This window comes from Escherichia sp. S10b, from assembly GCF_028421345.1.
In the GTDB taxonomy this organism is placed as follows: Bacteria; Pseudomonadota; Gammaproteobacteria; order Enterobacterales; family Enterobacteriaceae; genus ECMA0423.
The window spans coordinates 1-24,735 of sequence record NZ_JAHZSO010000017.1 but is presented as its reverse complement, the minus strand read 5'-3'; the positions used below and the strand labels follow the sequence as shown (position 1 = coordinate 24,735).

The window sequence follows — 24,735 nt, the reverse complement described above, 5'->3', positions numbered from 1 at the left end:
GGACATCTGAGACCATTAAAAGAGGCGTCAGAGGCAGAAAACGTTGCTTAACGTGAGTTTTCGTTCCACTGAGCGTCAGACCCCTGTTACCGATGCAAGAACAGGGGAGTTTCATGAAATGCCTGTTTAGGAGTGATTAAAGGTAACTTGTGCGCAGAAGGTCAGGTGTGTGGTGGTTAGTACAGACTAGTGAATGTTGTAACTAAACTATATTTTTATTAAAGGCCGGAGGTGGTGTTCCTCCGGCCTTAATTACGTTTCCGTGTTCATTAGTCGATGAACTGGCGGATCAGTTCCAGAATGGCAATCAGCGCGTTTGCAAGCGCCGCTACCGCCCTCAGAACGATGATTAACAGGTTAATCATCCGTTTTCTCCATAAATGGAGTAAAGACACCGTGGCTTGCTCTTACACTGCCTGTCACCACGGCTTCTCTTCGTCTTGTCAGTTGTAGAGAGTCTCACTCCTGCCAGAGCACAGATAACCAGCACCACCTGTATTACCTGTCAGGACTTTGAACCTGTTCATGCCGCATTTAGCGGAATGCAGGGAGAGACTCACCACAGAGCTAACCCTCTGATTATACGTTTATCTAACGTTCAGGCAAACCGTTAACGCACAGTCACTGCCCGTCATATTGCATAATCAGGCTTCACGGATTATCATACTATTGTCAGTTGTAGAGAGTTTCCCTTCCGGGCTGAGTTACCAGCTCGCACCGGAACCGTAAAAAAGCCGACCTCACCAGTCGGTTTTTTTACGTCTGCGGTTTCCCGCTTCGTTTAAATCTATTTTAAATGAATAAATTGTTCTGCGGCAAACCCAACAACATAAGGACGTTAGGGTTGATGGTTGCCGAAATCGCGGTGCGTTACGTGAATTCTGAGGTTTTGCGAGGGGGATTGGGCGCGAGAATTTACGAGAGAGCGCCGGAACAATGCCGGGATCACAAACCATCACCCGTGAAAGAAATCTTCCGGCATTGCCCGGTCAGGTAGTATGACATTCATTGTCAACGGCCATCAATTTATAAGCTGCTTTGCACTTCATAAAAGATCACCACCAGGGCTGCTAAAACAGTACCGATAGCCAGCACGTTAAAAAGTACGTCCTTCATCTTTACGAACGACATACTGATTTGCGTCCTTTCCCTTTTGTCAGCCTTCTCTATCATCCAGCGTTGGTATGAATCACTGTTACTTTTTCTGTCCATGTTCCCCCCAATTCATCAATGAGCACCAGGCGGCCACCAGGCTTCTTGCCAACAAAGTAACGGCCTCGCGGCAGACGTTCGCCAGTCTTCAGCCGTTCGATCCAGTCCTGAAATGCAGGGCGCGGTTTATAGCTGTAGCGGCCAAAATCAGCTAAAGACTGCGTGACCATGACTGTTTGGCAGCCATGCTTTCTCATATCACGAAACGTATTTTCCAGTGCAGCCAGTGTATTCATTTGCACGTTCTCTCTGCTTTTCCCATGAAGATATTAACGACACTCAAAACTAACACCGTTGGCATGATCACGGCAGCATAGCCGACAGCAACGGCCTGATATATGGTCAATGAGTAGTCGGGCTGTTTATACAATACGACTGAAAAAATGCTCCCCAAACAAGCAAGCAGAGTTAAAAACAAGTAATCGACAAATCTGTTTTTATAGATAACCCATGCAACGATGCAGGGATATGACACCAGGCACAGGATAATCGCATTTGTGGTATGCACGTTTCGCTCCTTGTTATTTAAGGGTTGTCAGCCAGATCAAACAGATTGTTCAGGCTGGAACGGAATTGTTTTACCGATGATACCAGCTCCTGACTCCGCGCTTTTTCCTGCGCCAGTTCACGCCGTAGCTGCGCCATCTCGTCTCTGTTACGCTGAAGCTCAAGGATAGCCGTCATAAAGGTTTTGCTGGCTGATGCCTGTCCGGTCGCTTCCTGCGCCTTTTTAATGGCCTGATCTTCGTCGTCATTCGTTCTGATTGTGTAATGCCCCATGATACCCCTCTTTTGCTGTCATTTTTGCGCTGCCGGCGCGAACCCGGGAAGAAACTTTGCTGGCAAAAAACACTGGCCAACAGATGTGACCGGGAAAATTTGCTGGCAATTAATTTTCGATGAAAGCCAGCTCGCAATCGCCGCATTCAATATTCAGTCCGGCTTTGCCCCACACGGCAGCGCCACACCCGCGACACTGATATTTAACTTTATTTCGTTTTGGCTTGTCCTCAAATGCTGCAACTGACAAATCATTGTCATTGCTCCCGGCCATATCATCTGAATGGCTCCCGTTCTGCGGTGACACTGACGGCAGCAGAGCCATAGAAAGCACCGCTTCTATATCAATCCCGGCCTCAGCATTTTGATGCGCCAGAGCAAGCGTTTCGCGCCATTGCTCTATTACGGCGGTCATATCTTTTTGTTGTTCGACCTGGACAGGGAAGCGATCAAACCAGCTCAAAGCAAATTGCCCCTGGAACAGTTCCAGTGTGACGCGCTGGAAGCGGCCACCAGGGATCGGATAGTCATTAATCTTCTGGCCGACTTTCGCACCACCAGGTCTCCCGGTGGAGGAGGGCATAAGTCCGATACTTTCCATTTTTGCCGCCCACTGCGCATTGTGGTACGTCTTACGCGACGGGTTGCCGTAGTGGTACTGCCACATATGGCACTGCTCATGAACCAGCGTTTGCATGACTTCAATAAGCGGGTACACCGGGAAGTATTCAGGATTGAGGGCGATTTCATCAATCATCCTGCCGCTGCCGTCAGCAGCAACAAAGCGCCTGTAACTGAAATAGCCCATTGTGTTCTTGCCGCGCTGGAACGTAATCAGACAGTCAGGGAGTTCGCCGTCAAAAAGGCGCTGGTTATAGAAATCAAACGCCTGTTGTAGCTCGCTGTAAGCGCGTTCCGTGGCTCTTGTCATGCTGAAGTTCGCTTAGCGGCGTTCCGATATTCCTGTAACTCTGCAACAATAGCAGGGAACACATCAGCGCAACGCTGTGCCAGCTTAACCGCCTTTGAACAAACGCCCATACCATGTGCTCTTTTGAGCGCCTCCAACAAATCTACCAGTTCCTCGTCAGTGATTTTTTCAGTCATCTATTAAGCTTCTCCATTATCTGTATCGTACGATACAGATAATATAAACCACACCTTTGATAGCGGCAATCTTTTTTGCTGGCAATTTCACGCCCAGGGCGGGCATCGAGCGGGTAATATTGCTGGCAAAAATCAACGGCCAAACCGGCTGCAGGAAACTGGTTTGCTGGCAAGCGTGATTTACTGCTGGGCTTGACACCTTGCCATTGTATGACGCTTGTTTTAGTGTCAAATGAACAACCAGCGCGAGAAGAATATAGGAAGCAAAAGCAATGGATATCAAACCTAACTCAGTGATCCACCTGGAGCCAGGCGAAACATTACCCGGCTATACCAATCTGAAACCCGTACCTGATAAGTATTTCGATGAGTTAAAGGCACTCATAAATAAACTCAATACTCAATCCGGTAATATTTACCTCAAGTTAAAACAGATGTACGCCTTTTTGGATCGTTTTAACAAAGAATTTGTGAGCACGTTTACCTCCTGTCAAAAGGGGTGCTCTTCGTGCTGTAAAATGGATGTTCATTTAACCGCGCTTGAGGCAACACATATTGCACAAGCAAGTAAACTTACTGCCAGAGACAACCCGCTTACGACCGGGCATGAGTCAAAATGTCCGTTTTTGTCTGAGAAGGGAACATGCTCAATCTACAATTACCGCCCGCTGTTATGCAGGACATATCATGTACTCACTCCGCCGGAGATGTGTAATGACCTGGATGCACAAGTCATGCAGTATGGTTCTCAAAGCGCGAACATGGGAAATCACATCTACAAAACAATAGCAGAGTGGATCTATTTTCAGACGTATCACTGCACTGGTAAGTTAGAAACCAAAGATATCAGAGACTACTTCCCTTATCCCCGCGAAGATATCCAAAGATTTCTTCACCATAACCCCCCGCGCCCTTTTTGCTAAAAAAAAGCCTCTGACGCAGTGTCAGAGGCTTGTTAGATTACTGTTCGTCACCAGCAGTGCTGGAAGCATCTTTTTTGATGAGAAACTCATCAAGAGAACGGCCAGCTTTTAACGCTTCGTCGATTGGTTTTGGTGTCCGGCCACGACCAGACCAGTATTTCGTTTCGCCGTTTTCATCAAACTGATATTTAGGCGGCGCTTTTGGCAACGTCTTTTTGCGTGTTTTTTGCGCATCTTCGGACAGGCCAAGCAGTTCTTCCGGTGAAAAACCTTCTCCGGCAATCAACTGGAGCAGTTCCTGGCGCTTTCTTTCGCGCTCTGCGCGTTCTGCTGCCTCACGCTCTGCTTCTTCACGACGTTCTTCGATCACGGCGTTAAGCTTTTCCTGCATTTCCAGCAGTTGTTCAAAGCTGGTTTCTCGCGCAAAAACACGAACAGAGCGAATATTCAGGAGTAGCTTTTTTGTTGCGTCAAACGTTTCATTTTCACTCATCGAGTTAATCCTTATTTTTTACTGAACTGAAACCCAAGTTTACCCGTAGTTTTATCCTGCAAAACAATTGCAGCGTCAAACTTTTTCCCGGTTTTATTACTGGTAAAGCCTTTAATCTCTCCGGTTTTACCTTTTTTGATTAATGTCTCAACCTGATTTTGTGTCAGTTTTTTTCCTGACACTTCAGACCAGATTTTAAACTCGCACCCGGAACAGAAAAAGCCTTTAGGCCGGATAATAATTTCTTTACTGCATGAAGGGCAGGGGGCTTCGAGCCGGGACATGGAACCTTCTGATCTGGATTTTGCTTCCATATCCGGTTTGCCGTCTTTGTCCGGGAATGTTGTCTTGCATTCAGGGTAGCAGGAGCATCCCCAGAAAAAGCCATTTTGCCCCTTACGCTTACGCAGGAAACCGTTGTTACAAACCGGGCAGGGCGTGGCATTTGAAGAAATCGAAATTCCGTTCCTGTCCAGCTCGTCGATTAACCCCTGGACGTACTCATCATTTTCCTTAATAAACTCCTCAACTGTCAGCTCTCCGGCTTTGATCTGAGACTGCTTTTCAGCCCACAGAGCGGAGATATCCGGTTTAGTGATTTCAGGAGGCAGTGCAGCGCAAAACTCCTGGCCTTGTTTTGTGGTTTTCCATACCAGCTCCGAATACCCCTTTTCTTTTTCGATGGAGATAAGCCCGGTATTTGCCGCCAGTTTCTCAAGAATACCCGCGCGGGTGGCTTCCGTTCCGATACTGCCACGATCACTGCTGCCCTCGTCTTTCGCTTCCAGCGCCTTTCTGAGAGCCGGATCATCAATGAATTTTGCCGCACTCGTCATGGCGGCCAGTAACGTTGACTCTGTGAAATAGCGAGGTGGTGTAGTCTTTTTCTTGTCCACGTCTGCCGATTCACACAGGCCGCTGTCATTAAATTTCAGCAATGAAAGGTCAAAACCGTCCGTTCCGGCATCTTCGGTTTCGTCCTCGTCATCACTATCCTTACCCAGCGCTTCCCAGCCCTTTTGTACCAGAACGCTCTGTGTGGCCGTAAAGGTATCCCCCTTAATATCAAAGTGGATTTTCGTCTTGTTGCGGATCGCATCCGGGTAGAACAGCCCGATAAAGTAGACGGACACCAGGTTATAAACGTTCCGCTCTTTTTCATTAAGCTGAATACCGGCTCCGCTTTTTGTCGTCGGGATGATGGCGTGGTGCGCCTCAATCTTACTGGCATTAAAGGCTTTGTGTTTCTGGCCTTTATCCATATCTACGATCGCAGACGCCAGTTCGGGTACGGTGGCCGCTATAGCAGTGGCAATATCTCCGGCCTGGTAATAATGCTCATCTGAAAGATAGCGATTGTCAGAACGTGGATAGGTCAGAAGCTTGTGAGTTTCATACAGCCCCTGCATCACATCGAGCGTATCTTTTGCAGAATAACCAAATCGCTTTGCGCAGAGCTGCTGAAGCGTGGAAAGGTTAAGCGGAAGCGGAGGCTTGCTATTTTCCGGCTTTGTCGTCGCGATAGTAACAATAGCATCCTTACCCGTAACACGTCCGGCAATATGCGCGGCCTGAGCTTCGGAGATCAGGCGTTTTTTCTCGTCTATCTGATCGTCGTCTGTTGTCTGATATTTCGCCTTAATCTGATGCCCGTTCATCGACAGACTGGCGAATACATCGTAATAAAAGCTTTCTGTGTGATTCTGGTTCGCCAGCGTGCGCATGTTCACCAGACCAAGAACGGCACTTTGTACCCGGCCAACGTTCAGAACGCCGTCATAGCCCTTCTCACGGCCTTTTAATGTACATCCCCGCGTCATGTTATAGCCAAAACCCTGATCGCACAGGGAACGCGCCAGGGCGCTTAACGTCATACCGCGAAATTTATCGTTAGGTTGTAAATTCGACAGTGATTTTTGCACTGGCGCAAGGTTGAGGTCGGCAACAAGCAGTCGCTGGACGGGTTTCTTGTTTCCGGCATAACCCAGAATCTCATCAACCAGCAAACATCCTTCATCATCGGGGTCGCCTGAATGAACGATGCTGTCGGCTTTATCGATAAGAGACAAAATAATGCGGGTCTGTGCTTCTGATTCAGGCTTGATTTTATATTTTGGCGGATAAACCGCTTTAATGGGTAAATCACTATAACGCCAGTTGGAATATTTGTCGTCATAATCCTGTGGGTCGTAAAGCTCCAGCATATGACCATAACACCAGGTAACGACATCAGAACCGTGTTCAAAATAGCCGTTTTTCTTTTCTGTATTGGGATTTCCGCCCAGTCCTTCAAAAATAGCCTTTGCTAAAGACGGTTTTTCTGCAATAAAAAGTCTCATTAATCAATCCTCAAGGTAACTTGAATAGTCAGGCTGCGCACCATTCTTTTTAAAGATTTCTTCCCTTTCCTCTATGTCTTCTTCTGCCTCCTGCACACTAAGGTCAAGGGTTCCTTTCAAAAAGGCACGCGCATTCTTGATTACATCTACTGTTAATTCGTTTTTTGTTCCGCGAATCATGCCAATAGCAATATTTATTATCTCCTTTATTTCAGCAGGAGTCGTTCTGTCCAGCACCGCGCCAAGTTCTTTAAGGTCAATATTTATATCGTCTGGTAAGTACATTTTGGCACAAGCGGCAGCGGCTTTAGTCCGAAAAGCACCTACAGATATGATTCTGTCAATTCTGCCAGGGCGTTTTCTGATGCGCGGATCAATCCGGTTAGGATAGTTCGTTGAAAAAATAACATATGTCCCGGCAAGATTTCGCGGTGTATCAGCCCCATCAAGAAAACTTAACGTTCCGGCATCAGCCCGATAAAGTTCATCAACCTCTTCAGCTATTATGATAACGGGTATTTTCTTTTGAGCTGCGGCATAGCAAACATCTTTAAAGTAATCATCAGCATAAACAAATACATATTTATCCTGATATTTTGCCCCCAAAGCTTTTGCGATAGTCGTTTTCCCTGTGCCCGGAGGACCAGTAAAAAGCACTTTTCGCATTCCTGACTGACCATAACGGGTGTAGAAATCAATATCCGAAAAGAACTGATTAAAGTCATTCTCCAGCTCATTAAACTTTGGATGAACAGAAAAACGTAAAGCGTTTTCTATTTCTTCCTTCCTTGCCTTACCGTGATAATAAACGCCGTCGTAACACCCGATTTTCCAGATACCTTTACGGGGTAAAGAGCGGTTTAATTTAGCGCGTCCAGCTTCGCAAAGATTATGAAGCATCGACATACTTTTGGTTGTGCCAACTGCGTACTCCATTCTGACTTTAGAGTTAAGAATGAAGCGAATAATATGAACCACTTCATTTTGACCAAGATGAATCCGGTATGCTCCCGAACCATCTTTAAACATAAGCTTTTTAATCCTCCCGGCTTTAGCCATAACAGGGCTACTTCCCGTATGAACGACGGTTGAAGCAACGGGTTCGATATCAAGATTCGAATAAATTTTACGATTCTTTCTGTTTATAAAAATCTCTGCCACTTTAGGATAGTAATCACAATCCTTTACGACAGTACCAAAATTATCTTCACCGTAATATTCTTTATGGAGCCGTAAAGCCTGCTCTACCAGAGTTAATTTACCCATATGCGCACCATGTATATTAAAAACCGTGACGTTGCCTGAAGATTTTCTTCAGGCAGAGGAGGGGTTGGACAAGCGAAGCGCGTCAGTTTTGTTTATGACGCCACTCCCACGGAGGAACGGGATTACTGTCAGCCCACAGGCCGCGCTTCTGTGTCTGAGCTTCCCGTTGCAGAGCCGGTAATGAGTTATCGGTGTTGTACCTGTCATAAACCCATGCAGCCCCTTTTAGCACTTGCTGGCGGTTAGCCTCAGTGCCGTTCGCTGTCACCACTCGTCCCAGGACTCGCCCGTAGCGATCTGTTTGCGTATAAGAGACGGTAACTGATTGCCCTGCCAGCAGGGCTTTAAGTTGATTGGTTGACCAGCGACCAAAGGGTTGTTTTTTTTCCGGTGCATCGATATTTATCAATCGGACTCGAATCGGAACTTCATACACAACAATTTTCGCGGGTAGTGTTTTAACTTCGATGGTATCTCCATCGAGAACGCGAATAACTTTCCCCTGAATCTGAGCAGCACACAATGTAGCTGGCAACAGGGCAACAGCAAAGGAAAGAACATTAAAAAAATGTCTCATTGCTTTCTTCCCTCCCATATTGCTGAGAGTCTTTTAAAAATGGATAAAACGACGACTAAAGCCACTGCGATAACAGCCAACGAAGGAAGTACATAGCTGTATAACTCAACCATGAAATTAATAAACTCAATGAGCGATTGCGGCTTTAAGGAAGCATCCCACAAAACGATAACAAAACGATAAAGCCCATAGACAATTGCCGGAAACCAGACCATAAACAACAAAATTTCAGTAAAAACAGAAGCGACCGATTTGACACTATCGATAATTTCAATTCCGGCAATTCTCACACTTCTTGCATCAGGTACGTTAATAATTTTCATCCTCCCACCCCTGTAAAAAATGTTCGCAAGTTCCAGTCTCAAACCTGAAACTTGCGTATTCACATCAGAATTAAATCAAACAGAATTAAAAGTTTTTCAATCGGCCAAAGCTTGAAATAATTTTACTTACTGTACCTGCATCAGCCGCAGGACATTCATTTAGTTTTTTCTTTCTGGCATCTGCCGTGTGATCGGGTAAAAAACCATGTTTATTCTTTTTCCTGATTGACATAAAACTTTTATACATCGGGTCACATTCTGCCGGACTACTTCCGTCAAGTTTTCCGGCAAGGCATAACACCATTGCACATGGATCGTTCGGGTCGGCCTTTTCCTCAGCATGAGCAGTTCCGGCAGCGAACGCACAAAGCAGCACTGCCGTGGTTACGGTCTTTTTCATATACACCTCATGGATAACGGGCAACTAACGCCCTGCGGTTGTTCAACCCCGGCTCAATAAAATTACAAGAATTTTATTAATCCGGCGTTATCGTGATAAATAAACACTGGTAGTCCGGCAAGAAAAACAGTTCATTTTATAACGATACTGTATGACACCGTTTGCACCGTTCGCCCTCAACCAGTTTTTAGCTGTGAAAAAGTCTGTTCCGTTACTGGTTTCAACAATCACTGAATCAGAATGTGCAACAGAATAAAAAACAGCATCATCGTAAAGGCGGTTTTCAGGCCTGAAATTATGGATAACCTTAACCCACGATGAATTAACCTTGTCTGATTTAATAACTGAGTATGTCGGTTGCCAGTCCATTAATTGTGTATTCACCGTTTCAGGATTCTGTTCCCAGTCAACCTGTGGTGGTTCAGGCGGAGAGGAACAGGCAGAGAGAAAAAGGACACTGACCATTAACATTTTTTTCATAGTAAAACCTCTGACTCCAGCTCACCGACGGAGAGCATTTTTTCTTTAGAAGGATATTTAAGCCCTTTAACACCCAATACTTTTTTAGTCTTATTCAGAGAGGCGGTTAACTCGGTAAGTTTGGGGCTTACCATCATCAGCCTGTCCATAAAATACGGGTCGAGGAAGTAGAGGGCTTTCTCAGCTTTAACCGGGTTTTCACCTTTAAGAATGATAAATTCTTCTTTAAAATCCAGCGTTCCCAGCTCCTGCGGGAGCACAAGGGCGCGCTGCGCCTCACTTTCTGAACTGCTTTTCGACGTTGAGCGTCCGCTTGTCTTGCTTGAACCTGTCGATTTGGTGGTGATATAGCCCAGCTTTTCCGAAATCTTTTTAGCGTCATCTTCTTCACTGACAGCGTAGATAATCCGGCAGGGATGCGCACTCATCAGCGTTTTGGCACCTTCAACACCATAGATTTCATTAAGCTGACTGATATTCTGGTAAATCGTCAGAAGTTTGAGTTTAAACCCGGCAATATAACCCGAACCTTTTTTAATGATTGGCATGTAACCAATAGACGGAAACTCATCCAGGAACATCAGACAGTCATGTTTCAGTGTCGGGTCAAAGTCAGGGTTTTCTCGTAACGTGACTTCCACAACGAAGTTAAAGAACAGGTTGAGGAAGTCATAGGCCAGGGACATATCTTCAGCATTAACGCCAACATAAACAGTGATATCTTCCCGGCGCAACTGGCGAAGGTCGAAATCATTGCCGTCTGTACATTTGCGAACAGTCGGAAGATAAAACAGACTCATTTTCTTACGAAACGAACCATCAATACTCGAACGTTGTTCGTCTTCGGTTTCGTGATACTCCCTGATTTTGGTCAGGGCATCGCGCAGATGATACAGCGCGTTTTCATCAAGTCCTTTTGTTCCCTCCAGGTCTTCTCGCTTACTGAGTATCAGCTCCCGGTCGATGTTGCTGTACAAATCGACTACAGAACCAATTGAGAAAACAGGTTTAAGCCCGAACTCACCAAGCCAGGAGGGGTCGTAGTTAATAAAGAAATGAAGCAATTTTGCCAGCCCCGTCCAGTACTGCCCCGCGAGGTTATTAAAGTGTGCTTCCGCTCCGGTCAGACCGTAAGACGGGAACAGGATCTCAATCAGCTTCAGCAGGTCTTTAGCCCCGCTCTCTTCTTTTAAATCAATATAGAAAAGCGGGTTAAACTGATGCGTTTTACTGTTGAAAGGGTCAAGAAGATAGACCTTATTACCCAGCAGTTTTTCACGTACCTTACTGGTGATTTTCCACAGTTCCTGTTTTGGATCTAATGCAATCAGGGAATGTTTCCTGACCAGCAGGTTTGGAATACCTATTGCAGCCCCTTTACCTGCGCGGGTTCCTGCGCCAAGTGATACAAAATCTGGTGCGGTATACCACAGGTATTTACCTTTATATGCACCTACAAGAATATCAGTATCGTTTTCTTTCTCCCATTTCAGAAGTTTCGATTTTCTTAAATCATTATCACTGGCAAACTTCGCGTCACCATAAAGAGCAACATCCGTTTTATTCAGTTGCCAGATAATAAAAACAGGCACAATGAGAGACGAAACCATACCTGATAAAAGAGAGGGGATTGCGGTTAACCTGATATCTGTCCGTATATTACTCTCTGTTATTATCCGCCACAGCAGCATGGAATCAAAATTCTTCCATATATAAAGCGGCGTTTTTCCGTTCAGGAAGTAAACAGCAACTGAGCCAGTATAATACGTCACAAGACACATAACCAGACCGATAAAAGCCCACTGGCCTTTATCGGGTAGTTTCAGAGACATAATCACTCCTTCAGCTTTTCAAAGTATTCCTGAAAATGAATATCACGATAGTAAATACCCGATGCAAATCGGTTATCTTCCTCATCGATGTACTTAATACTCATAATCACATCGACGTTGCTTAACACCCTCCGCAATATAATGTTATAAGGCAAATTCTGACATTCAGGGTTCATATAGCACCGTTGAACCAGTCCAAGCACAGCATCTTCAGGGGTGCTCTCATGGACGGTTGTAAGGTTCCCTGCATGGCCGGAACTTGAGCCTTTGAGAAAATCCCAGGCTTCCGCGCCGCGAACCTCAGTCATGAGGATTCTGTCCGGGTTCATACGAAAACCAGAACGTAAAAGAGAAGCGGAACTGACAGTGCTACTTTCCCCTTCTGACGGGTAATACAATTTCACATGATTTTTGTGGAACCTGAACTTTGCTTCATCTGTATCTTCAATTGAAATACATCGTAAATGATGGGGTATGTACTGAAGACAGGCATTTGCAAAGGTGGTTTTACCCGCCCCCGTTCCGGCACAAAATACCATCGTTTTACCCTTAACCAGGCATTCAGGGACAAATTGTTCAAAACAATTATCTTTAAACATTGAAGATAATTCATCTTCTTTATCCCTGAATTTCCCCCCTTGATTTAGCCTTGAGTAAAACCCTTGTTTAACAAAGGTATCATGGTCGATAAACACACTGGACGGCTTACGGATTGTAATAGACACCGTTTCCCGTTCCGTTGCCGGGGGAATAACTATTTGTACACGCTCCCCTCCGGGGAGCGTAACAGAACGTAAGGGATATTCTGGCGTAACCGACCCACCATCATGATAATCAGAAATTGCCCCTGCAAATGACATACAATCTTTAAAATCCATTTTTAATTCATGCTGCTGCCATTTCCCACTCACTTTAACAAACAGTTCATCAGGCCGATTTACCGCGATTTCAGTTAAACCATCGACTTCATTAAGCCAGTGGTGGAAGTATTCATCTATTATTTCATAAACAATATGTCTGTTCTCTGCATCCTTCATAATTCACCTTTTCCTTTAAGATCTTCAATAAAACGCATGACTTCTTCGTAATTAAATCGATGCGTTTTGATTTGTTTCAGTGGTTTGGGGAAAGGAACGCCATTTATTGGTATGCCCTTACGAATATGATGGTATATTTCGCTTTCCCTTATTCCTAACAGCATTGAAAACTCTTTGATATCCAGCGTTATCAAATTACCTCCGGGTACCCACCATTTTTAATTTGTAGATGCTGGAGAAATCCAAATCCTGACCAACGATCAGAGTAATGATTTCCCCCTGGTTTTTATAAAGCGTTGGAGGGATATTTACGCTGTTTGCAAACGCTTCGCGTGCTATATCAGCAAAAGCCTGGCGACTGTTAGCTGTATAGTCGGTCTGATTGTCTTTATTACTTTTAGCCGCTCCACTTGCGGCCTGTGCCACATCGGGGATCATGCCAACCATCATCGCGCCCATAAAGCGATCTGCAAAATGTGTGTCAATCCAGCCTGAAGCCCCGGCCTCACCCAGCGCTCCCGCCGCCTGTGTATCAATCAGCGGAATATCAATGAAAGGTTCCTTACGTGTTCTAAGCTTCGTAGCAGCGATAAACACGGCTCCCTGACCATGATTGAACGTGCCCGTTTTATACATCAGATATGCGGCTGTTCCCTTTTCAATTAGCTTTACATTCCTGTTTGCACTGTATACGTCCTCATTAATCGTACAGACCAGCTTGCCAGCCAGATCAGAAATAAATCGTCTGTCCAGCGAGCACTTAATCGCGGTATTTTCAGGAATGAAAAGGTTAGGGTCATAAGGAACGCGCGTAATTTTAGAAAGCTGCGCGGGTTGCCCTGCATTAACAGGCTGAACCTCTGCCTGTTTGTCACTGCCGTCCCCCTCGTTCCTGGTATTGCTGGCCGTTGATGAGCTACCACCGGAATTTGAGGAAGCAGAGCTGCTCCCCCCATAGGCCACATCCAGCGCACGACTGAAGTTTTGTTGTACTTTTTCCGGTGGCGTTTCCGCTTTGCCGCTGCTTTCCTTCCGTTCTTCCGTCTTAGCCGGTTCTTCCCTGGTGTTGAATGGATCAACATCATCGCTGAGTCCTGTCGCGCGTTTTACTGAACCAGTAGATACCGCATTACTGGCAGGCTTATCATCACCGCTGGACATTGCACGAATAATCGACGGGATATAGTAGACAGACACCCCGGCGGCCAGCAGAAGGAAAGCGGCCACAATAATCACCAGCCCCTTACGCGATTTTTTAAGCTTCTCGATACCCAGGCGTTTTACTGATTTACCGTCATCTTCATCTCCCTTATCCGTTTTATCGTTTTGCTCAATTTCTTTCTGATGCCGTTCCCGTAGTGCCTGTTCAATTTCTACAGCGGTCGGGATTTTATTTTCCTGTTCGCTCACTGGATCACCTCTTTCTCAACGTTCGGGGAAACGGTATCTCCTGCCGGAAGACGGACTTTGCCAAAGCCCCGGTTTTCAACCCCAACAACCTGATTTCCCATACGCAAAACAAAGCGCTGGTCTACAGGAACACCAACAACGGTGAAACTACCGCTGTTTTTGACTACCGGGTTAGTCAGCGTTTCCTGTTCGCCGCTCATAACAAAGACGCTGGGGATTTTCTTCAGGGGGCTGAAGCCAAACCAGGTATAGCGGCCATCGTCATACGCATAATCCGGGCTGATTGACTGGCTGCCGTCAGCTACCCGCTTCCAGTAATCCCAGTTCTTGGGCGACTTCGCATTTTCAAGAGAACGGTTGATTGCCTGCTCCTCCTGCCGCTTGTTAAGAGCCTCAATCCGTTTCTTCTCGATTTCGGCTTGCTCCTTCCGGCGTTCCTGCGGGTACTGGTAATTAACAACAAACGCGATCTTATCCGGCTGCCGGAACGTTCGGGCGTTCAGCTCCATGCTGTAATTACGTTTTGTTGTGCGAACAAACAGGTTTGTTCGCCAGCGTTCCAGGTCGTTTTCAGGATCAAGGGCTACACTGACCACCTCTGAAGACTGGTTGCCATTGTCATCGGTACTGTTCTTCTGTACGGTCTGTTTGACGGGCTTCACTTCGAGATACACCAGGTTATCTTCTTTGTTCACTTCCCAGCCCTGGGGAAAGCCGGTTCTGGCACTGATGACCGTTTCATCCTCGTCAAATACCAGTGTGGTTGTATAGCCAACCGCACTGTTTATGACTGTCGTGTTTTGCGGGTTATAACTGACAATCTGATTACGGGGATCAAAACGGCTGGCTGCTGGCGTAACGGCTGCATGGCAGACGTGCGACACCAACAGAAGCGCCACAATTAGCGCTCCTTTATTCATTTTCATAGTTTTCACCCTTTCACTTCTTTATCGCGTACATAGCTCGTTACAACGAATTTAAGCGGGTTATTGTTTCGGTCACCCGATGCCATTTCGACCTGTGGTTCAATACGGTAGGTCAACCGGACGTTCCAGTATTCATAATCATCCTGGCCTGTCGCGACATTTCGAATGGTTAATTTAAACCGGATATATGCTCCCATATCCTTATCATCGCGCCGGGATGACGGACTGATAATCACGGACGGATTATCCTGAACAGATGCGGTTTTTTCCGCTTTATTATAAATAACCTTTGGTGACTGGTTGCCGTTGATTAAAGCGTTGTAATCCGTCGCCACATTCTCAGCGCTGTATAACAGAACATAATCATAATCATGCTGGAGACTGAAATAGTTATACCCTTCACGACGCTTCACATACTGAGTAATGAAGTATTTCGCCAGCGCTTCATTTTCAGAGAGGTTTTCTTTTTTAACAGAAGTCAGTCTTTCAGCAACGCCAGTGACACCATTAATAAGATAAGCTTCGACAACCGTACTCTTTAACGGTAGCGCTCCATTCAGTGCCAGCAGAGACAACACACCTACGGCAATTCCTGCAATACCACCGAATTTATAAATGCGGTTCATTTTCTCCTGCATCAATACATTTTTCTCTTCAAAAGTAGTTGAAGAGTCTGTTACTTCTTTTTTCTTGTTAAAACCGGGAAGTTTTAATCCTGAGAGTTTAAACCCCATTGCGCATTACCTCTGCTGAATTAACAGGTTCGCTTTTTCCGGATACCGGAGGTTGTTTATGTGACGCCTGGCATCCGACAAGGCAAAGCGTCACGATAGCCGTGATAAGTAGTTTCATAATGTGAGAACCTAAATAGAGGAGTGAATATTTACTGCGGAATACTCAGAGTTGACAGATTTAAATAATAAATCGGTTAACCTCCATATTTCTTTTTCGCCGCATCTATCGCAGCCTGGCGAAGCCTCTTAGCGCCAATATTAACGCCCTGCCCGGTCAGATTCCCCAACTTACCGGATACACCAGGAGACTGGTTGAACCCTCCATCCTGACGGCGAACGCCTTTCCATGCGCCAATCCCTGCATTTTTACCCATACCAAGCAGATTACGCCCCATACGGGAAGCGCCGAACACGCCAGCACCAATCCCCATTGCGGCTGCCCCTTGCATCGCGCCTTCAACACCTACCCCTGCGAGCTGGGAAGCATAGGTTTTGGCTTGCCAGATAATCCAGGCCATAAATGCACCTGCAACCCCGGCCTGAGCACCTGTTGATATCAGATTTAATTCATCTGCGTTAGCTATCGAGATTGTCAGAATGCCATTAAGGAACGTCATTCCCGCTTTAATTGCCAGTCCACAAAACAAGAATATGAAGCATGAGCTAAATATTAACTGAAGCCAGCTATTAAACATCTGCCTTAAAAAACCAAATGAAAGACAAATAATAAACAACGGCGCGGTAATAGTAAGTATCTTAATAGTAACTTCGGCGGCGAGATAAACTATTGAAGTTAGCAATAATGCAATTATCCCTCCAGCATATGTTAATAAAGATGCGATTGCCCCATCTGTTTTCACATACTTCGAAGTATCTTTGGACATAAGATATGCAGCTACCTGCTGAACTTTCTCCCAAAGCTCGTCAACCCATTTCCAAGGATCACCTCCTGCAAATGTTTCCTTCAGCCCATCAATGGCCTGAGTTGCACTATCTAACCACCCCCCCATATTTTTGACAAAAACAAGAATTAACCAGAATCGACATAGATTCCATAAAAAATCCTGCACTGCGGTTTTTTGCTTCCCAACTATTGTGGTATAAGCATACCACAATATATAAATGGAAATACCATACTTACCCAACTGAGACGCTATTGAAGAAAAGTTATCTAACTGACCAGTCAAAGACTGGTCAAGAGTTTTAACAATAACGTCATGAGCGGCCTGGAAATACCTAGAAGTTGCCATAGTGGCTCCTTTTAACTTCCATCTTTACCCAATACATTTTTGAATGCATCTTTATAGTCAACATGCTTAGGATGTAATTGCTTATACCTAAACAAACCTTCCTTAGCGTTTTTACAATTTTCGCTATCACTCCCAGACTTTTTGCATTCAGCTACTTTTTTCGTTGCATCGTCTACGTGAGACTGCCACCAGTCTACAGATTTAACCTCTTCACACCCGGTAAGAAAGAATGTAAGCCCCAACGCCGCAACTAATCCATATTTTTTCAAAATGCCCCCTCAGTTCATTTCATAACTCTGCTGCTCAAATGCTGCCTTATAATCAACAACTGGAGTTTCTTTATTAACAGCCCCTAATTGTTTCTCCTGGAAAGCAGCCTGTAACATTTTCTCCTTGTATTCTGCAAGATCGCGCTGCTTATCGCGATACATTTCATACTGAAATTTGAGCTTGTTAAATTTCAGGCTTGCCAGAGATACAGCGTTTGTCGCGTCCTGCGTGGCTTTCGTGTCCTGGGCGTTCTTCACCTGGTCGATAAGGTCGGCCATTTCCTGATTATCTTCACGCAGTTTACTTTCCAGCTTATTGCCGTACTCGATCCCCGCCAGTTGGGACAGGAACGAGGCTTCACAGCCCCGCACCAGGTCGCCCGTATATCCCAGCCCCTTACAGGTGTTTGTCACCTTATAATCGGCCAGTAGTGATCTGGCTTGCTCAGACAGGGTGGCTTCCGGGTTCTTAATGTAATCATCAATGAAGGAGTTCCCCTGGTCGTAAATATTCTCCAGCTCCTTACTGACAGATTGCGCAGACTGCACCAGTCCCTGAACATCACGAATGCCCGTTTTGGTCAGCAGCTCCTGCTTATAGGCATTAATCTGTTTCTGGTAGTGGTTCACGGTGTCCTGCCACTGTTTGAGGCGTTCTGTCCAGCGCTGCGCTTCGACAGCCCATTCAGGGTTTGCATCAATGGCAACGGGAACACCAGCCTGAGCACCAGAAATAACCGTAACAGAGGCGATAAGTGCCGCAACGATATGCTTTTTCATAGGGATTCCTTAAATCAGGTTTGCACGTTCCAGATAGGTATCAAGCCACTCTTCCGGCTTCATACCCTCTTTCCAGATTTCATCGAACAGTTCAAGCTGGGGTTTCGATGCGCTGAGAACCGGTAGGTAATACGCCGCTTTTCCCAAATCCAGTCTTGCGAAAGCCGCAAAATCATCACTTTCCCCCTTCCTCTGTGGGTTTTTGACGACCAGGAACTGACGAGATAACGGGTCAATGGCTTTAATTTTGTCAAAATAAAGTTCTCTCACTTCCAACTCGTCTACGTACTCACTACGTTTCGCTTTGGGGTTCGCCAGATAAATATGTGTTGCGCACTGCTCACGAACGGCAGCCGCGATAGGTGATTTAATTAGTTCATCCGGCGATTGTGTCGCTACGACAAGCACCATATCCAGCTTACGCGCGGTTTTGAGTTTGTTATAAACAAAATCTCTGAACGCTTCGTTGTTAATCCATTGCCAGAACTCATCCATGTAGATAAGGAGTCGGCGGCCATCAGCCAGCATGGTGACACGGTAGATGAGATAGAATGAAGCGGCGCTGGAAAGTACTTTGTTATCCAGAAACTCCGTTCCGTCTATACCGAAAACGTCCAGGTTGTCCACATCAAACGTATCGTCCGGGTTATCAAACACCCAGCCAAATTCCCCTCCCTGCACCCAGGCATTCAGGCGTGCTTTAAGCCCATGCCGCCGGGTTTCAGTATCATCAGGCTCCAGAATGAGTGGTCGCAACTTACTGATCGGATAAGAGCGGTTTGACCTCTGCATCAGGCGCTCAACGGCATCAGAAATCAGGCGGTTCTGGTAATCATCAAGCGGCTCACTGTTAAGCGTACAAAGTAGCCTCACCAGGTCTTTCATAAAGGAAATATTTCGTTTGGTTGGTGGCAAAGCCGCAGGGTTCCAGCCAGTCGGCTCTCCTTCTTTCACCCGAAAGTAAGCACCTCCCATTGAACGTATACCGGGTTCCGCTGCCCGATCTTTGTCGAAAAATACTGTAGTTAACTTCTTTAATTTCCTCTCAGGTGGAAAAGACTCCGGCGTTCCGAACTGCTGGGCGGCGAAAGCCTTAGTCATCATCACTACCGTTTTACCCACGTTTGACGTACCAAGAATTTCGGTATGCCCCAGCGTGGGGTTTTTACCGAAGTAATTTTGATGCTCGGTAGTCATGTGATAGTTCAGGTTATAAATATCATTTCCTGAGCCGCCCAGGGTGATAAGGTTGTTACCCCAGGTATTTCCTTTCTCCTTGCCCGTAAAGAAATTATGGAAGCTTTCCATTTCGGCAAAGTTCAGACTGCTGATAGAACTCAGGCGTGGCCGTAACGTGTAGTTACCAGGTAACTGAGCAAAATACGCTGCGCCAAGACTCAAGGTTGAATAGGTTACGATCAGCCCTAAATCCTCCAGGGTCGTCGTTACAATATTGGTGTCCTTCACCAGACGCTCCGGCGAATCTGCGTAAACAATCAGTGTCTGGTGACTTTTCCCGAAAGAAATATAGCCGCTGGAGACCATATCGAGACCAACTTTCAAATCAGCGAGCAAGGATTTAGCGGCATCATCGGTCATTTCGAGTTTGTCGATCTGATCATCCAGCGCCTTGATTGCAGACTGCTTGTCTATCGGAGTTAAAGAGGAAGTCTGTACATACTCAACCGGGAGATACATCAGTGCATCAAAAATTCCGGCATCCGTTTCCTGAAAGTAGTCCTTGATCTCGATGCAACGAAAGTACCGGGCATGGTCAGAGGCAGTGATTTGTCCAGCATCGTTACCAAAGAACAGGTCTTTACCACCCAGGTATGTATAAAACGGACTATTGGTGACTCTGACTTTCTGCCAGCGCCCGGATAGCAGTTTCTGGAACAGCGTAAGCTGTTCTGAATAAACTATATTATTTTCTTCATATAACCCAAGACGACGGGAATGAAACCGGGAGAGATAGGTGCTCAATCTGCCACATATTTCATTCATATCATTAATGGGTTCTTCGAAGATATTTTTATTACCCTTTTTCCTTGAAAGAAAATGCGTCACTTTATCTTCAGCGCTGAACGGTTTATAGCATACGGTTAAGTATAATTTGTTTTCAAAATACTCAGCCGCCGAAAGCGATTCGTAATAATCGTTCATCACTCTGTTGACGAATGGGATCTTGCTGTCAAATACAGGTCGCACTTCTTTTCTAACCCGAATACGATGCGTATAAAAGGTAACGGGTTTCCCATCAAAACTACGTATCAGCGTATTGAGCTGGTCAGTAAGCAAGGCTAGATCCGCTTCATCTACACATTCAAAATAAGCTCCGTCAATCTGCCAGGTCGCCAGTAGATCATGGTTTCTGGTAACAATGAGGTTATCAGTGATGTGTGATGAATACGGGATTAACTCTTCAAGAGAAGACTGGTCTTTAAGCTTCATAAAATTGTCCACTTTCGATATATCGACTGCGTCGTACGAACTCCCCGCATAATGGACGGCATTGAAGCGCTTGTTTGCCAGAGGATTACCTTTGATTTGCATTCGCAGATAAAGCAGGTCAAAAAAGCGTTCATCTATCTTCGTAACTCGCTTGATGGCATACCAGCCAGGGAGGATGAGGGCATACATAGCCTCATGAATCCAGACACCAAGCAAAACGCAGATAACGCACATTCCAAGAAAGGGGTAGAGCGGAACGCCCAGCCCCCTAATCAAAGCGGGGCGTGTCAGCCCTTTAAAAACGGTACTCATTTTTACGCCCCCTTTTATTACATATTACGCTAACCAGTCAGGCAGATATGGCGCAACAATAAAGATGATAATCCCGATAATTAAAGGCGTAATCCACGCTGCATGCTGGCGTGAGAAGATAGCGATATAACCAATTACCAGCGCAATGATGGTGATTGCTGGCTTACGGATATCCGTCAGAAAATCGATAATCTTCTGCAAGAAGCCAGTTGTTTTAGTGGATACATCATCAGCAAAGGCGGGTTCTGCTACACAAAGCATCAATGCAGCCATAAATACAGAAAGAGTTAAATAACGTTTATTGAGTTTTAACATCGTTTGTTTCCTTTTCATCTAAAACAGTGCCACGCATGGCATATTGGGGATATACGGTAACTTCTTTAGGTTTGATACTCTGTGTTACATTCTCCTTTCTGATTGCATCTTTAACTGAAGGAACCACCCAGTTTTTTTTGTTATCAGGCGGATTAAACCCTATGCGCTGTATATAACTGGTGTTATTAAAATCTGATTCAGGTTTAGTTCCTGTTTCTGGATTGCCGGAATAATAGCAACTCAGGCCACGTAAAATATCGCCACCACGTTTATAACAATCCACCAAAATTTGCTCTGAAACCTTGAGATTTTCGCAGGGGTCAAACATTTTCTCAGCGGTTGTATTGAAGTTTGCAAAATTCGTACTCGTTATTTGCATAAGACCGACTGAGTAACGATGATTTCGTGATTCAATTTGATTTACGATCTGGAGTGCAGCCTCCTTAGTTTTGGGAAAGTAGGACACTACGCCTTTGTCACCGGGCTTACGTTCAACCTTCGGTATTATCTCGGCAATAGCATATGGGTTAAAACCAGATTCAACCCTTGCAACTTCATGCGCAGTATCGGGATGAACGCTGGCCGCGCATTGCAAAGCAAGCGCCGCAAAAGCAGTAGTAGATAACATGATTTTCTCCCGGCCAGAACAGCGCGGAAAGTTTAGACTGAATGGTTAGTCATCGAAGTCGTCATCGTCTTCATCGTCTTCGTTTATCAGCTCCTCAATAGCCTGGCTGGAATATTTTTTTATGAGGTACTGGACAACACCAGAGCTTGAAATACGTCGCCCCCTGCGATAGCCAATCTCCAGAGCAATTTTATCCAGTTCCTCACGAGAAGCTGAGGGCAGGTAGAGTGTATTACGTTGGGGCTTGCGTCTCGTTGCGGTTTTTTTTCGGGTAGCAGTCATTTTTCTTCCGTTTCATTTTGTGGGTTAAGCTTCTCTCTGTGATGTAGTGGATGAAAGCCATACTTCTTTGCTGCGGATTATCCATGAGTAGAATTTCAGCAAAATCGTGTGGAATTGATTTCCTTAAAAGATTTGCCTGAGCTGTTGTATGTGATTGTCTGTACAAAAGCTCCGCCATCACATCTTCTGGTACAGGTAAAGGCTCACCGCCAAATGAGATAAAGCGTTGTACGTAAGGGATAGCAGTTATTGTAGTGGAATGAACCTCTTCAAAATCTGCCTGGATAAAAAGATAACCGGGAAAAAGCGGCAAACGTCTTTCTCGATATGAAATTATCTTATCCGGGCGACGATACCTTTCAGTCTCCATAGGACAGAAGTAAGAGAAGTTCAGGCGTTCGAGATGAGCAAAAACTGCTGCAAATCTCGTAGTGGTGAATTGCAAAACATACCATTCCATAGTTTTTCCTTTCAGGCGCTCTCTCGACTCGGATGACCCCGAATCAGAGAAAAAAAACAAAAGGACAAATTTACATCTCATAAAAACTTTATCAGCTACATGTGCTGCGTTCAACCACACAAGCAGATCTTTAGATCGCATTTACGACACATTTCATTTTGTTTGTGCTTGTATTTTATTTATATCTAGATACATATGCTATTTGATAACAAAAAAGCAGATCGATTGATCACCATGCGCTTATTTTATAGTCAAGTTAACTAAATTTTTTACCGCTAGTTACTTTTTACAAAAACTCTGCTAACAAGATAAATAAATCGATCTTAATCAATAAGTTACCGGAGAGTATGAATTATCCTAAACGAATTCCGATTTTCACTTTCTGTTCGCTTTGAATCATCGACTGTTTTATTTGCGAGAAATTTCTCATCTGGAGTTGCTGTTTCTTAATCATCTCCGCGCTGTTCAGCACCAGCTCTTTACTGGATGAAGAGATTCTGTCTATGCCCTTAACCCCCAGGTTCTCTAGCTGCCACTCATTCCTGTGTGCAGTCTTCCAGCCATGCTGTACACCGTTCTTATCAAGTGCAGGGATTTTCACCTCCTTTTGTCCTAACTTCTTCAGCTTAACAAGATCACCTTTCTTAACGTTCTCGCGAGTGGTTAACTCACCAAAATCAGCCCCCCAATATGTTTTCTCCACGCCCTTGTTCAGTGTCTTAAGCTTTATGAAATGCTGCTTTGGTTTGGTTTTATCGTTCTGATAATGGTCGTAGCCAACATCAACAACCTCATAAACGCCCTTCTGTCGTTTTGGCGCTGTTTTGTGCGCATCTTTAATAGACTGGTTAAGTCCATGCTGCTGCTTATGAGTGGCTTTAACGTCATAGCCCTTCATCTTCAGCTCTTCACAAAAACCTGTACGAATTTCCCGTAAATCTTTTTTCCTGATATCAGCTCGTTTACCGTCATTATCACGAATACGAAAAACGACATGCACGTGTGGATGTTCTTTTTTGTCGTTATGATAGCCAAGCACAAAACGATGATTTGGGTACTTCTTGTTCATCGTTTTCCTGACAGACTCAAGCAGATCTTCAGGTTTTACCTTTGCTGATACAGGCGGTGAAAACACAATATTTTGGGTTACTTTTTTATTTTCCTTACCTTTATCATCGAAAACATTTTGAGGGTCATTAGCACGATCTATCATGTGCTCTTTAGCCTCCTGAATCTCATCACCTTTCCATACCTGACCGCTTTCACTCATCACTGGCAGCTCTGACTCCCGGCTCATATAGTCAATACTGTTTCGAACTCCCTGCCGGGTAATCGCACCTCCTGAGATTTTGACAACAACCTCCTTACTGGCACCCTTGCGGTTGATACGTTCCTGAACGTTGCGTTGATAGTTTTTACCACCATTTTTAACTTTATGGGCGAAAGCAGACTTGCGGCCAGCTTCAGAGGACTTACGCTTAACCCTGAATTCCTTGTCAACATAAACGCCCATGATTACACCTCAACCTTGTTAGAAACAGTTCGCCCTTTGCATAACATAATGTAGTTTTCAAACTCACTTTTGAGACTCATTATCTCTGAACTCAACCGCTCAGCGTCCTGATAGAACCCATCTTTATCAAGTACTCTGGCATTATCATTAACGATAATATAATGAAAGTTTCGCCCTATTTTATCTATTGCATTACGGCAACGATTCATCACCAGAAGTTCCTGATCGAAAAAATCAAGTTCATTTTCAAGTGTCGTCTGGATTCGATAACGACATTCTCTGGATAAATTCCAGCCATGACGATGAGCCGCTTTCTCTATTAAAGTTCTTTGTTTCCCTGTCAAATACATTGTGGTTTTGATAAAATCATCATTGTCTTTTGACACATTAACATCTTCATTTTTAACCTTGCTTTTCAGTAAAGCATTGGCAAGCAGCTTCATTCCTTTTGCCACGGTTAAACCCGGTTCATCTGGATAAAGTGTTTTAAGACAATCAAGTAGATCATCATGTTGGCTTTCTTCAATCCTGAATTGAACTTTTTTCATAAAACTCTCCAACAAGAACCGACTGTAGGTCACCGGGCAAACGTTGCGGAATGGCGTCAGAGACGTCATTTTGCGGCGTTTGCCCTAT

At 45.1% G+C, this 24,735-nt stretch carries 31 protein-coding genes; 1 reads left to right on the top strand and 30 read right to left on the bottom strand.

Translation table 11 applies throughout. The features are described from left to right. Nucleotides 1-269 precede the first annotated feature (269 nt). The 7 genes from dqlB to FTE26_RS01110 form a co-directional block, all read right to left on the bottom strand. Entirely contained in the window at nucleotides 270-365 is a 96-nt protein-coding gene (gene dqlB, locus FTE26_RS01140) for a DinQ-like type I toxin DqlB (RefSeq protein ID WP_000609145.1), read from the bottom strand. A gap of 804 nt (nucleotides 366-1,169) precedes the next feature. Further along, complete coding sequence (locus tag FTE26_RS01135) at nucleotides 1,170-1,448, bottom strand: hypothetical protein (RefSeq protein ID WP_001093608.1); 279 nt, start codon at nucleotides 1,446-1,448, stop codon at nucleotides 1,170-1,172. After that, a complete protein-coding gene (locus FTE26_RS01130) occupies nucleotides 1,445-1,720 on the bottom strand; it encodes a hypothetical protein (protein ID WP_000557557.1) in 276 nt (91 codons plus the stop codon). Before FTE26_RS01130 ends, FTE26_RS01135 begins: the two co-directional genes overlap by 4 nt. Nucleotides 1,721-1,737: 17 nt before the next feature. Next, on the bottom strand, nucleotides 1,738-1,992 hold the full coding sequence (locus FTE26_RS01125; RefSeq protein WP_000510385.1) for a hypothetical protein: 255 nt from the start codon (nucleotides 1,990-1,992) through the stop codon (nucleotides 1,738-1,740). A gap of 109 nt (nucleotides 1,993-2,101) precedes the next feature. Beyond that, the gene (locus FTE26_RS01120) at nucleotides 2,102-2,923 is read right to left on the bottom strand and encodes a SprT-like domain-containing protein (protein WP_000196235.1); all 822 of its coding nucleotides are present in this window, start codon (nucleotides 2,921-2,923) and stop codon (nucleotides 2,102-2,104) included. Then, nucleotides 2,920-3,099, bottom strand: a complete 180-nt coding sequence (locus FTE26_RS01115) for a hypothetical protein (protein WP_023408316.1) — start codon at nucleotides 3,097-3,099, stop codon at nucleotides 2,920-2,922. Before FTE26_RS01115 ends, FTE26_RS01120 begins: the two co-directional genes overlap by 4 nt. A gap of 16 nt (nucleotides 3,100-3,115) precedes the next feature. Continuing rightward, a complete protein-coding gene (locus tag FTE26_RS01110; RefSeq protein WP_032072053.1) occupies nucleotides 3,116-3,382 on the bottom strand; it encodes a hypothetical protein in 267 nt (88 codons plus the stop codon). Between FTE26_RS01110 and FTE26_RS01105 the strand changes: the two genes are divergently transcribed. Then, nucleotides 3,372-4,022 (top strand): YkgJ family cysteine cluster protein, encoded by a 651-nt coding sequence (locus FTE26_RS01105; RefSeq protein ID WP_000351937.1) that lies wholly within the window; start codon nucleotides 3,372-3,374, stop codon nucleotides 4,020-4,022. The genes FTE26_RS01110 and FTE26_RS01105 overlap by 11 nt on opposite strands. Nucleotides 4,023-4,059: 37 nt before the next feature. Here the strand turns inward: FTE26_RS01105 and FTE26_RS01100 are convergent, their stop codons facing one another. The 23 genes from FTE26_RS01100 to ddp1 form a co-directional block, all read right to left on the bottom strand. Next, entirely contained in the window at nucleotides 4,060-4,515 is a 456-nt protein-coding gene (locus FTE26_RS01100; RefSeq protein WP_001293458.1) for an H-NS histone family protein, read from the bottom strand. An 11-nt stretch (nucleotides 4,516-4,526) separates the two neighbouring features. Further along, nucleotides 4,527-6,854 carry a type IA DNA topoisomerase gene (topB, locus tag FTE26_RS01095; protein ID WP_004199098.1) on the bottom strand — a complete coding sequence of 776 codons (2,328 nt, stop codon included), beginning with the start codon at nucleotides 6,852-6,854 and terminating at the stop codon, nucleotides 4,527-4,529. Between the two features lie 3 nt (nucleotides 6,855-6,857). Next, nucleotides 6,858-8,120, bottom strand: a complete 1,263-nt coding sequence (locus tag FTE26_RS01090; protein WP_000517490.1) for an AAA family ATPase — start codon at nucleotides 8,118-8,120, stop codon at nucleotides 6,858-6,860. Between the two features lie 82 nt (nucleotides 8,121-8,202). Next, nucleotides 8,203-8,697 (bottom strand): thermonuclease family protein, encoded by a 495-nt coding sequence (locus tag FTE26_RS01085; RefSeq protein WP_001215543.1) that lies wholly within the window; start codon nucleotides 8,695-8,697, stop codon nucleotides 8,203-8,205. Next, nucleotides 8,694-9,020 carry a hypothetical protein gene (locus tag FTE26_RS01080; protein WP_004208538.1) on the bottom strand — a complete coding sequence of 109 codons (327 nt, stop codon included), beginning with the start codon at nucleotides 9,018-9,020 and terminating at the stop codon, nucleotides 8,694-8,696. The genes FTE26_RS01085 and FTE26_RS01080 overlap by 4 nt, the downstream gene beginning before the upstream one ends. An 85-nt stretch (nucleotides 9,021-9,105) precedes the next feature. Beyond that, nucleotides 9,106-9,420, bottom strand: coding sequence for a TrbM/KikA/MpfK family conjugal transfer protein (locus tag FTE26_RS01075; protein ID WP_000754496.1), 315 nt, complete (start codon nucleotides 9,418-9,420; stop codon nucleotides 9,106-9,108). A gap of 87 nt (nucleotides 9,421-9,507) precedes the next feature. Then, complete coding sequence (locus FTE26_RS01070) at nucleotides 9,508-9,900, bottom strand: cag pathogenicity island Cag12 family protein (RefSeq protein WP_000738524.1); 393 nt, start codon at nucleotides 9,898-9,900, stop codon at nucleotides 9,508-9,510. After that, entirely contained in the window at nucleotides 9,897-11,732 is a 1,836-nt protein-coding gene (locus FTE26_RS01065; RefSeq protein ID WP_000053822.1) for a type IV secretory system conjugative DNA transfer family protein, read from the bottom strand. Before FTE26_RS01065 ends, FTE26_RS01070 begins: the two co-directional genes overlap by 4 nt. Before the next feature lie 2 nt (nucleotides 11,733-11,734). After that, nucleotides 11,735-12,769, bottom strand: coding sequence for a P-type DNA transfer ATPase VirB11 (gene virB11 / locus FTE26_RS01060; protein WP_000650512.1), 1,035 nt, complete (start codon nucleotides 12,767-12,769; stop codon nucleotides 11,735-11,737). Then, entirely contained in the window at nucleotides 12,766-12,963 is a 198-nt protein-coding gene (locus FTE26_RS01055; protein ID WP_000629109.1) for a DNA-binding protein, read from the bottom strand. The genes virB11 and FTE26_RS01055 overlap by 4 nt, the downstream gene beginning before the upstream one ends. A gap of 1 nt (nucleotide 12,964) precedes the next feature. Next, nucleotides 12,965-14,179, bottom strand: a complete 1,215-nt coding sequence (gene virB10 / locus FTE26_RS01050; protein WP_001295060.1) for a VirB10/TraB/TrbI family type IV secretion system protein — start codon at nucleotides 14,177-14,179, stop codon at nucleotides 12,965-12,967. Continuing rightward, entirely contained in the window at nucleotides 14,176-15,105 is a 930-nt protein-coding gene (locus FTE26_RS01045) for a TrbG/VirB9 family P-type conjugative transfer protein (RefSeq protein WP_000783386.1), read from the bottom strand. The genes virB10 and FTE26_RS01045 overlap by 4 nt, the downstream gene beginning before the upstream one ends. Nucleotides 15,106-15,110: 5 nt before the next feature. Continuing rightward, entirely contained in the window at nucleotides 15,111-15,839 is a 729-nt protein-coding gene (locus FTE26_RS01040; protein WP_004199085.1) for a virB8 family protein, read from the bottom strand. Nucleotides 15,840-16,033: 194 nt separating this feature from the next. Then, entirely contained in the window at nucleotides 16,034-17,089 is a 1,056-nt protein-coding gene (locus FTE26_RS01035) for a type IV secretion system protein (protein ID WP_000235886.1), read from the bottom strand. Between the two features lie 11 nt (nucleotides 17,090-17,100). Continuing rightward, the gene (locus FTE26_RS01030) at nucleotides 17,101-17,358 is read right to left on the bottom strand and encodes an EexN family lipoprotein (RefSeq protein ID WP_000759841.1); all 258 of its coding nucleotides are present in this window, start codon (nucleotides 17,356-17,358) and stop codon (nucleotides 17,101-17,103) included. A 9-nt stretch (nucleotides 17,359-17,367) separates the two neighbouring features. Beyond that, nucleotides 17,368-18,138: a type IV secretion system protein gene (locus tag FTE26_RS01025; RefSeq protein WP_000716326.1), complete on the bottom strand. Its 771-nt coding sequence runs from the start codon at nucleotides 18,136-18,138 to the stop codon at nucleotides 17,368-17,370. Between the two features lie 9 nt (nucleotides 18,139-18,147). Then, a complete protein-coding gene (locus FTE26_RS01020) occupies nucleotides 18,148-20,901 on the bottom strand; it encodes a VirB3 family type IV secretion system protein (protein ID WP_015060057.1) in 2,754 nt (917 codons plus the stop codon). A 24-nt stretch (nucleotides 20,902-20,925) separates the two neighbouring features. After that, nucleotides 20,926-21,216 (bottom strand): TrbC/VirB2 family protein, encoded by a 291-nt coding sequence (locus tag FTE26_RS01015; RefSeq protein ID WP_000916156.1) that lies wholly within the window; start codon nucleotides 21,214-21,216, stop codon nucleotides 20,926-20,928. Further along, nucleotides 21,200-21,844 (bottom strand): lytic transglycosylase domain-containing protein, encoded by a 645-nt coding sequence (locus FTE26_RS01010; RefSeq protein ID WP_000953538.1) that lies wholly within the window; start codon nucleotides 21,842-21,844, stop codon nucleotides 21,200-21,202. Before FTE26_RS01010 ends, FTE26_RS01015 begins: the two co-directional genes overlap by 17 nt. Nucleotides 21,845-21,889: 45 nt before the next feature. Then, on the bottom strand, nucleotides 21,890-22,126 hold the full coding sequence (locus FTE26_RS01005; RefSeq protein WP_001348696.1) for a hypothetical protein: 237 nt from the start codon (nucleotides 22,124-22,126) through the stop codon (nucleotides 21,890-21,892). Then, on the bottom strand, nucleotides 22,077-22,586 hold the full coding sequence (locus FTE26_RS01000) for a transcription termination/antitermination NusG family protein (RefSeq protein ID WP_000455437.1): 510 nt from the start codon (nucleotides 22,584-22,586) through the stop codon (nucleotides 22,077-22,079). Before FTE26_RS01000 ends, FTE26_RS01005 begins: the two co-directional genes overlap by 50 nt. Nucleotides 22,587-22,938: 352 nt before the next feature. Further along, nucleotides 22,939-24,099: a MobP1 family relaxase gene (gene mobP1, locus FTE26_RS00995; RefSeq protein WP_004199101.1), complete on the bottom strand. Its 1,161-nt coding sequence runs from the start codon at nucleotides 24,097-24,099 to the stop codon at nucleotides 22,939-22,941. A 2-nt stretch (nucleotides 24,100-24,101) separates the two neighbouring features. Beyond that, a complete protein-coding gene (gene ddp1 / locus FTE26_RS00990; protein ID WP_001348698.1) occupies nucleotides 24,102-24,647 on the bottom strand; it encodes a DNA distortion polypeptide 1 in 546 nt (181 codons plus the stop codon). Nucleotides 24,648-24,735: the final 88 nt, after the last annotated feature.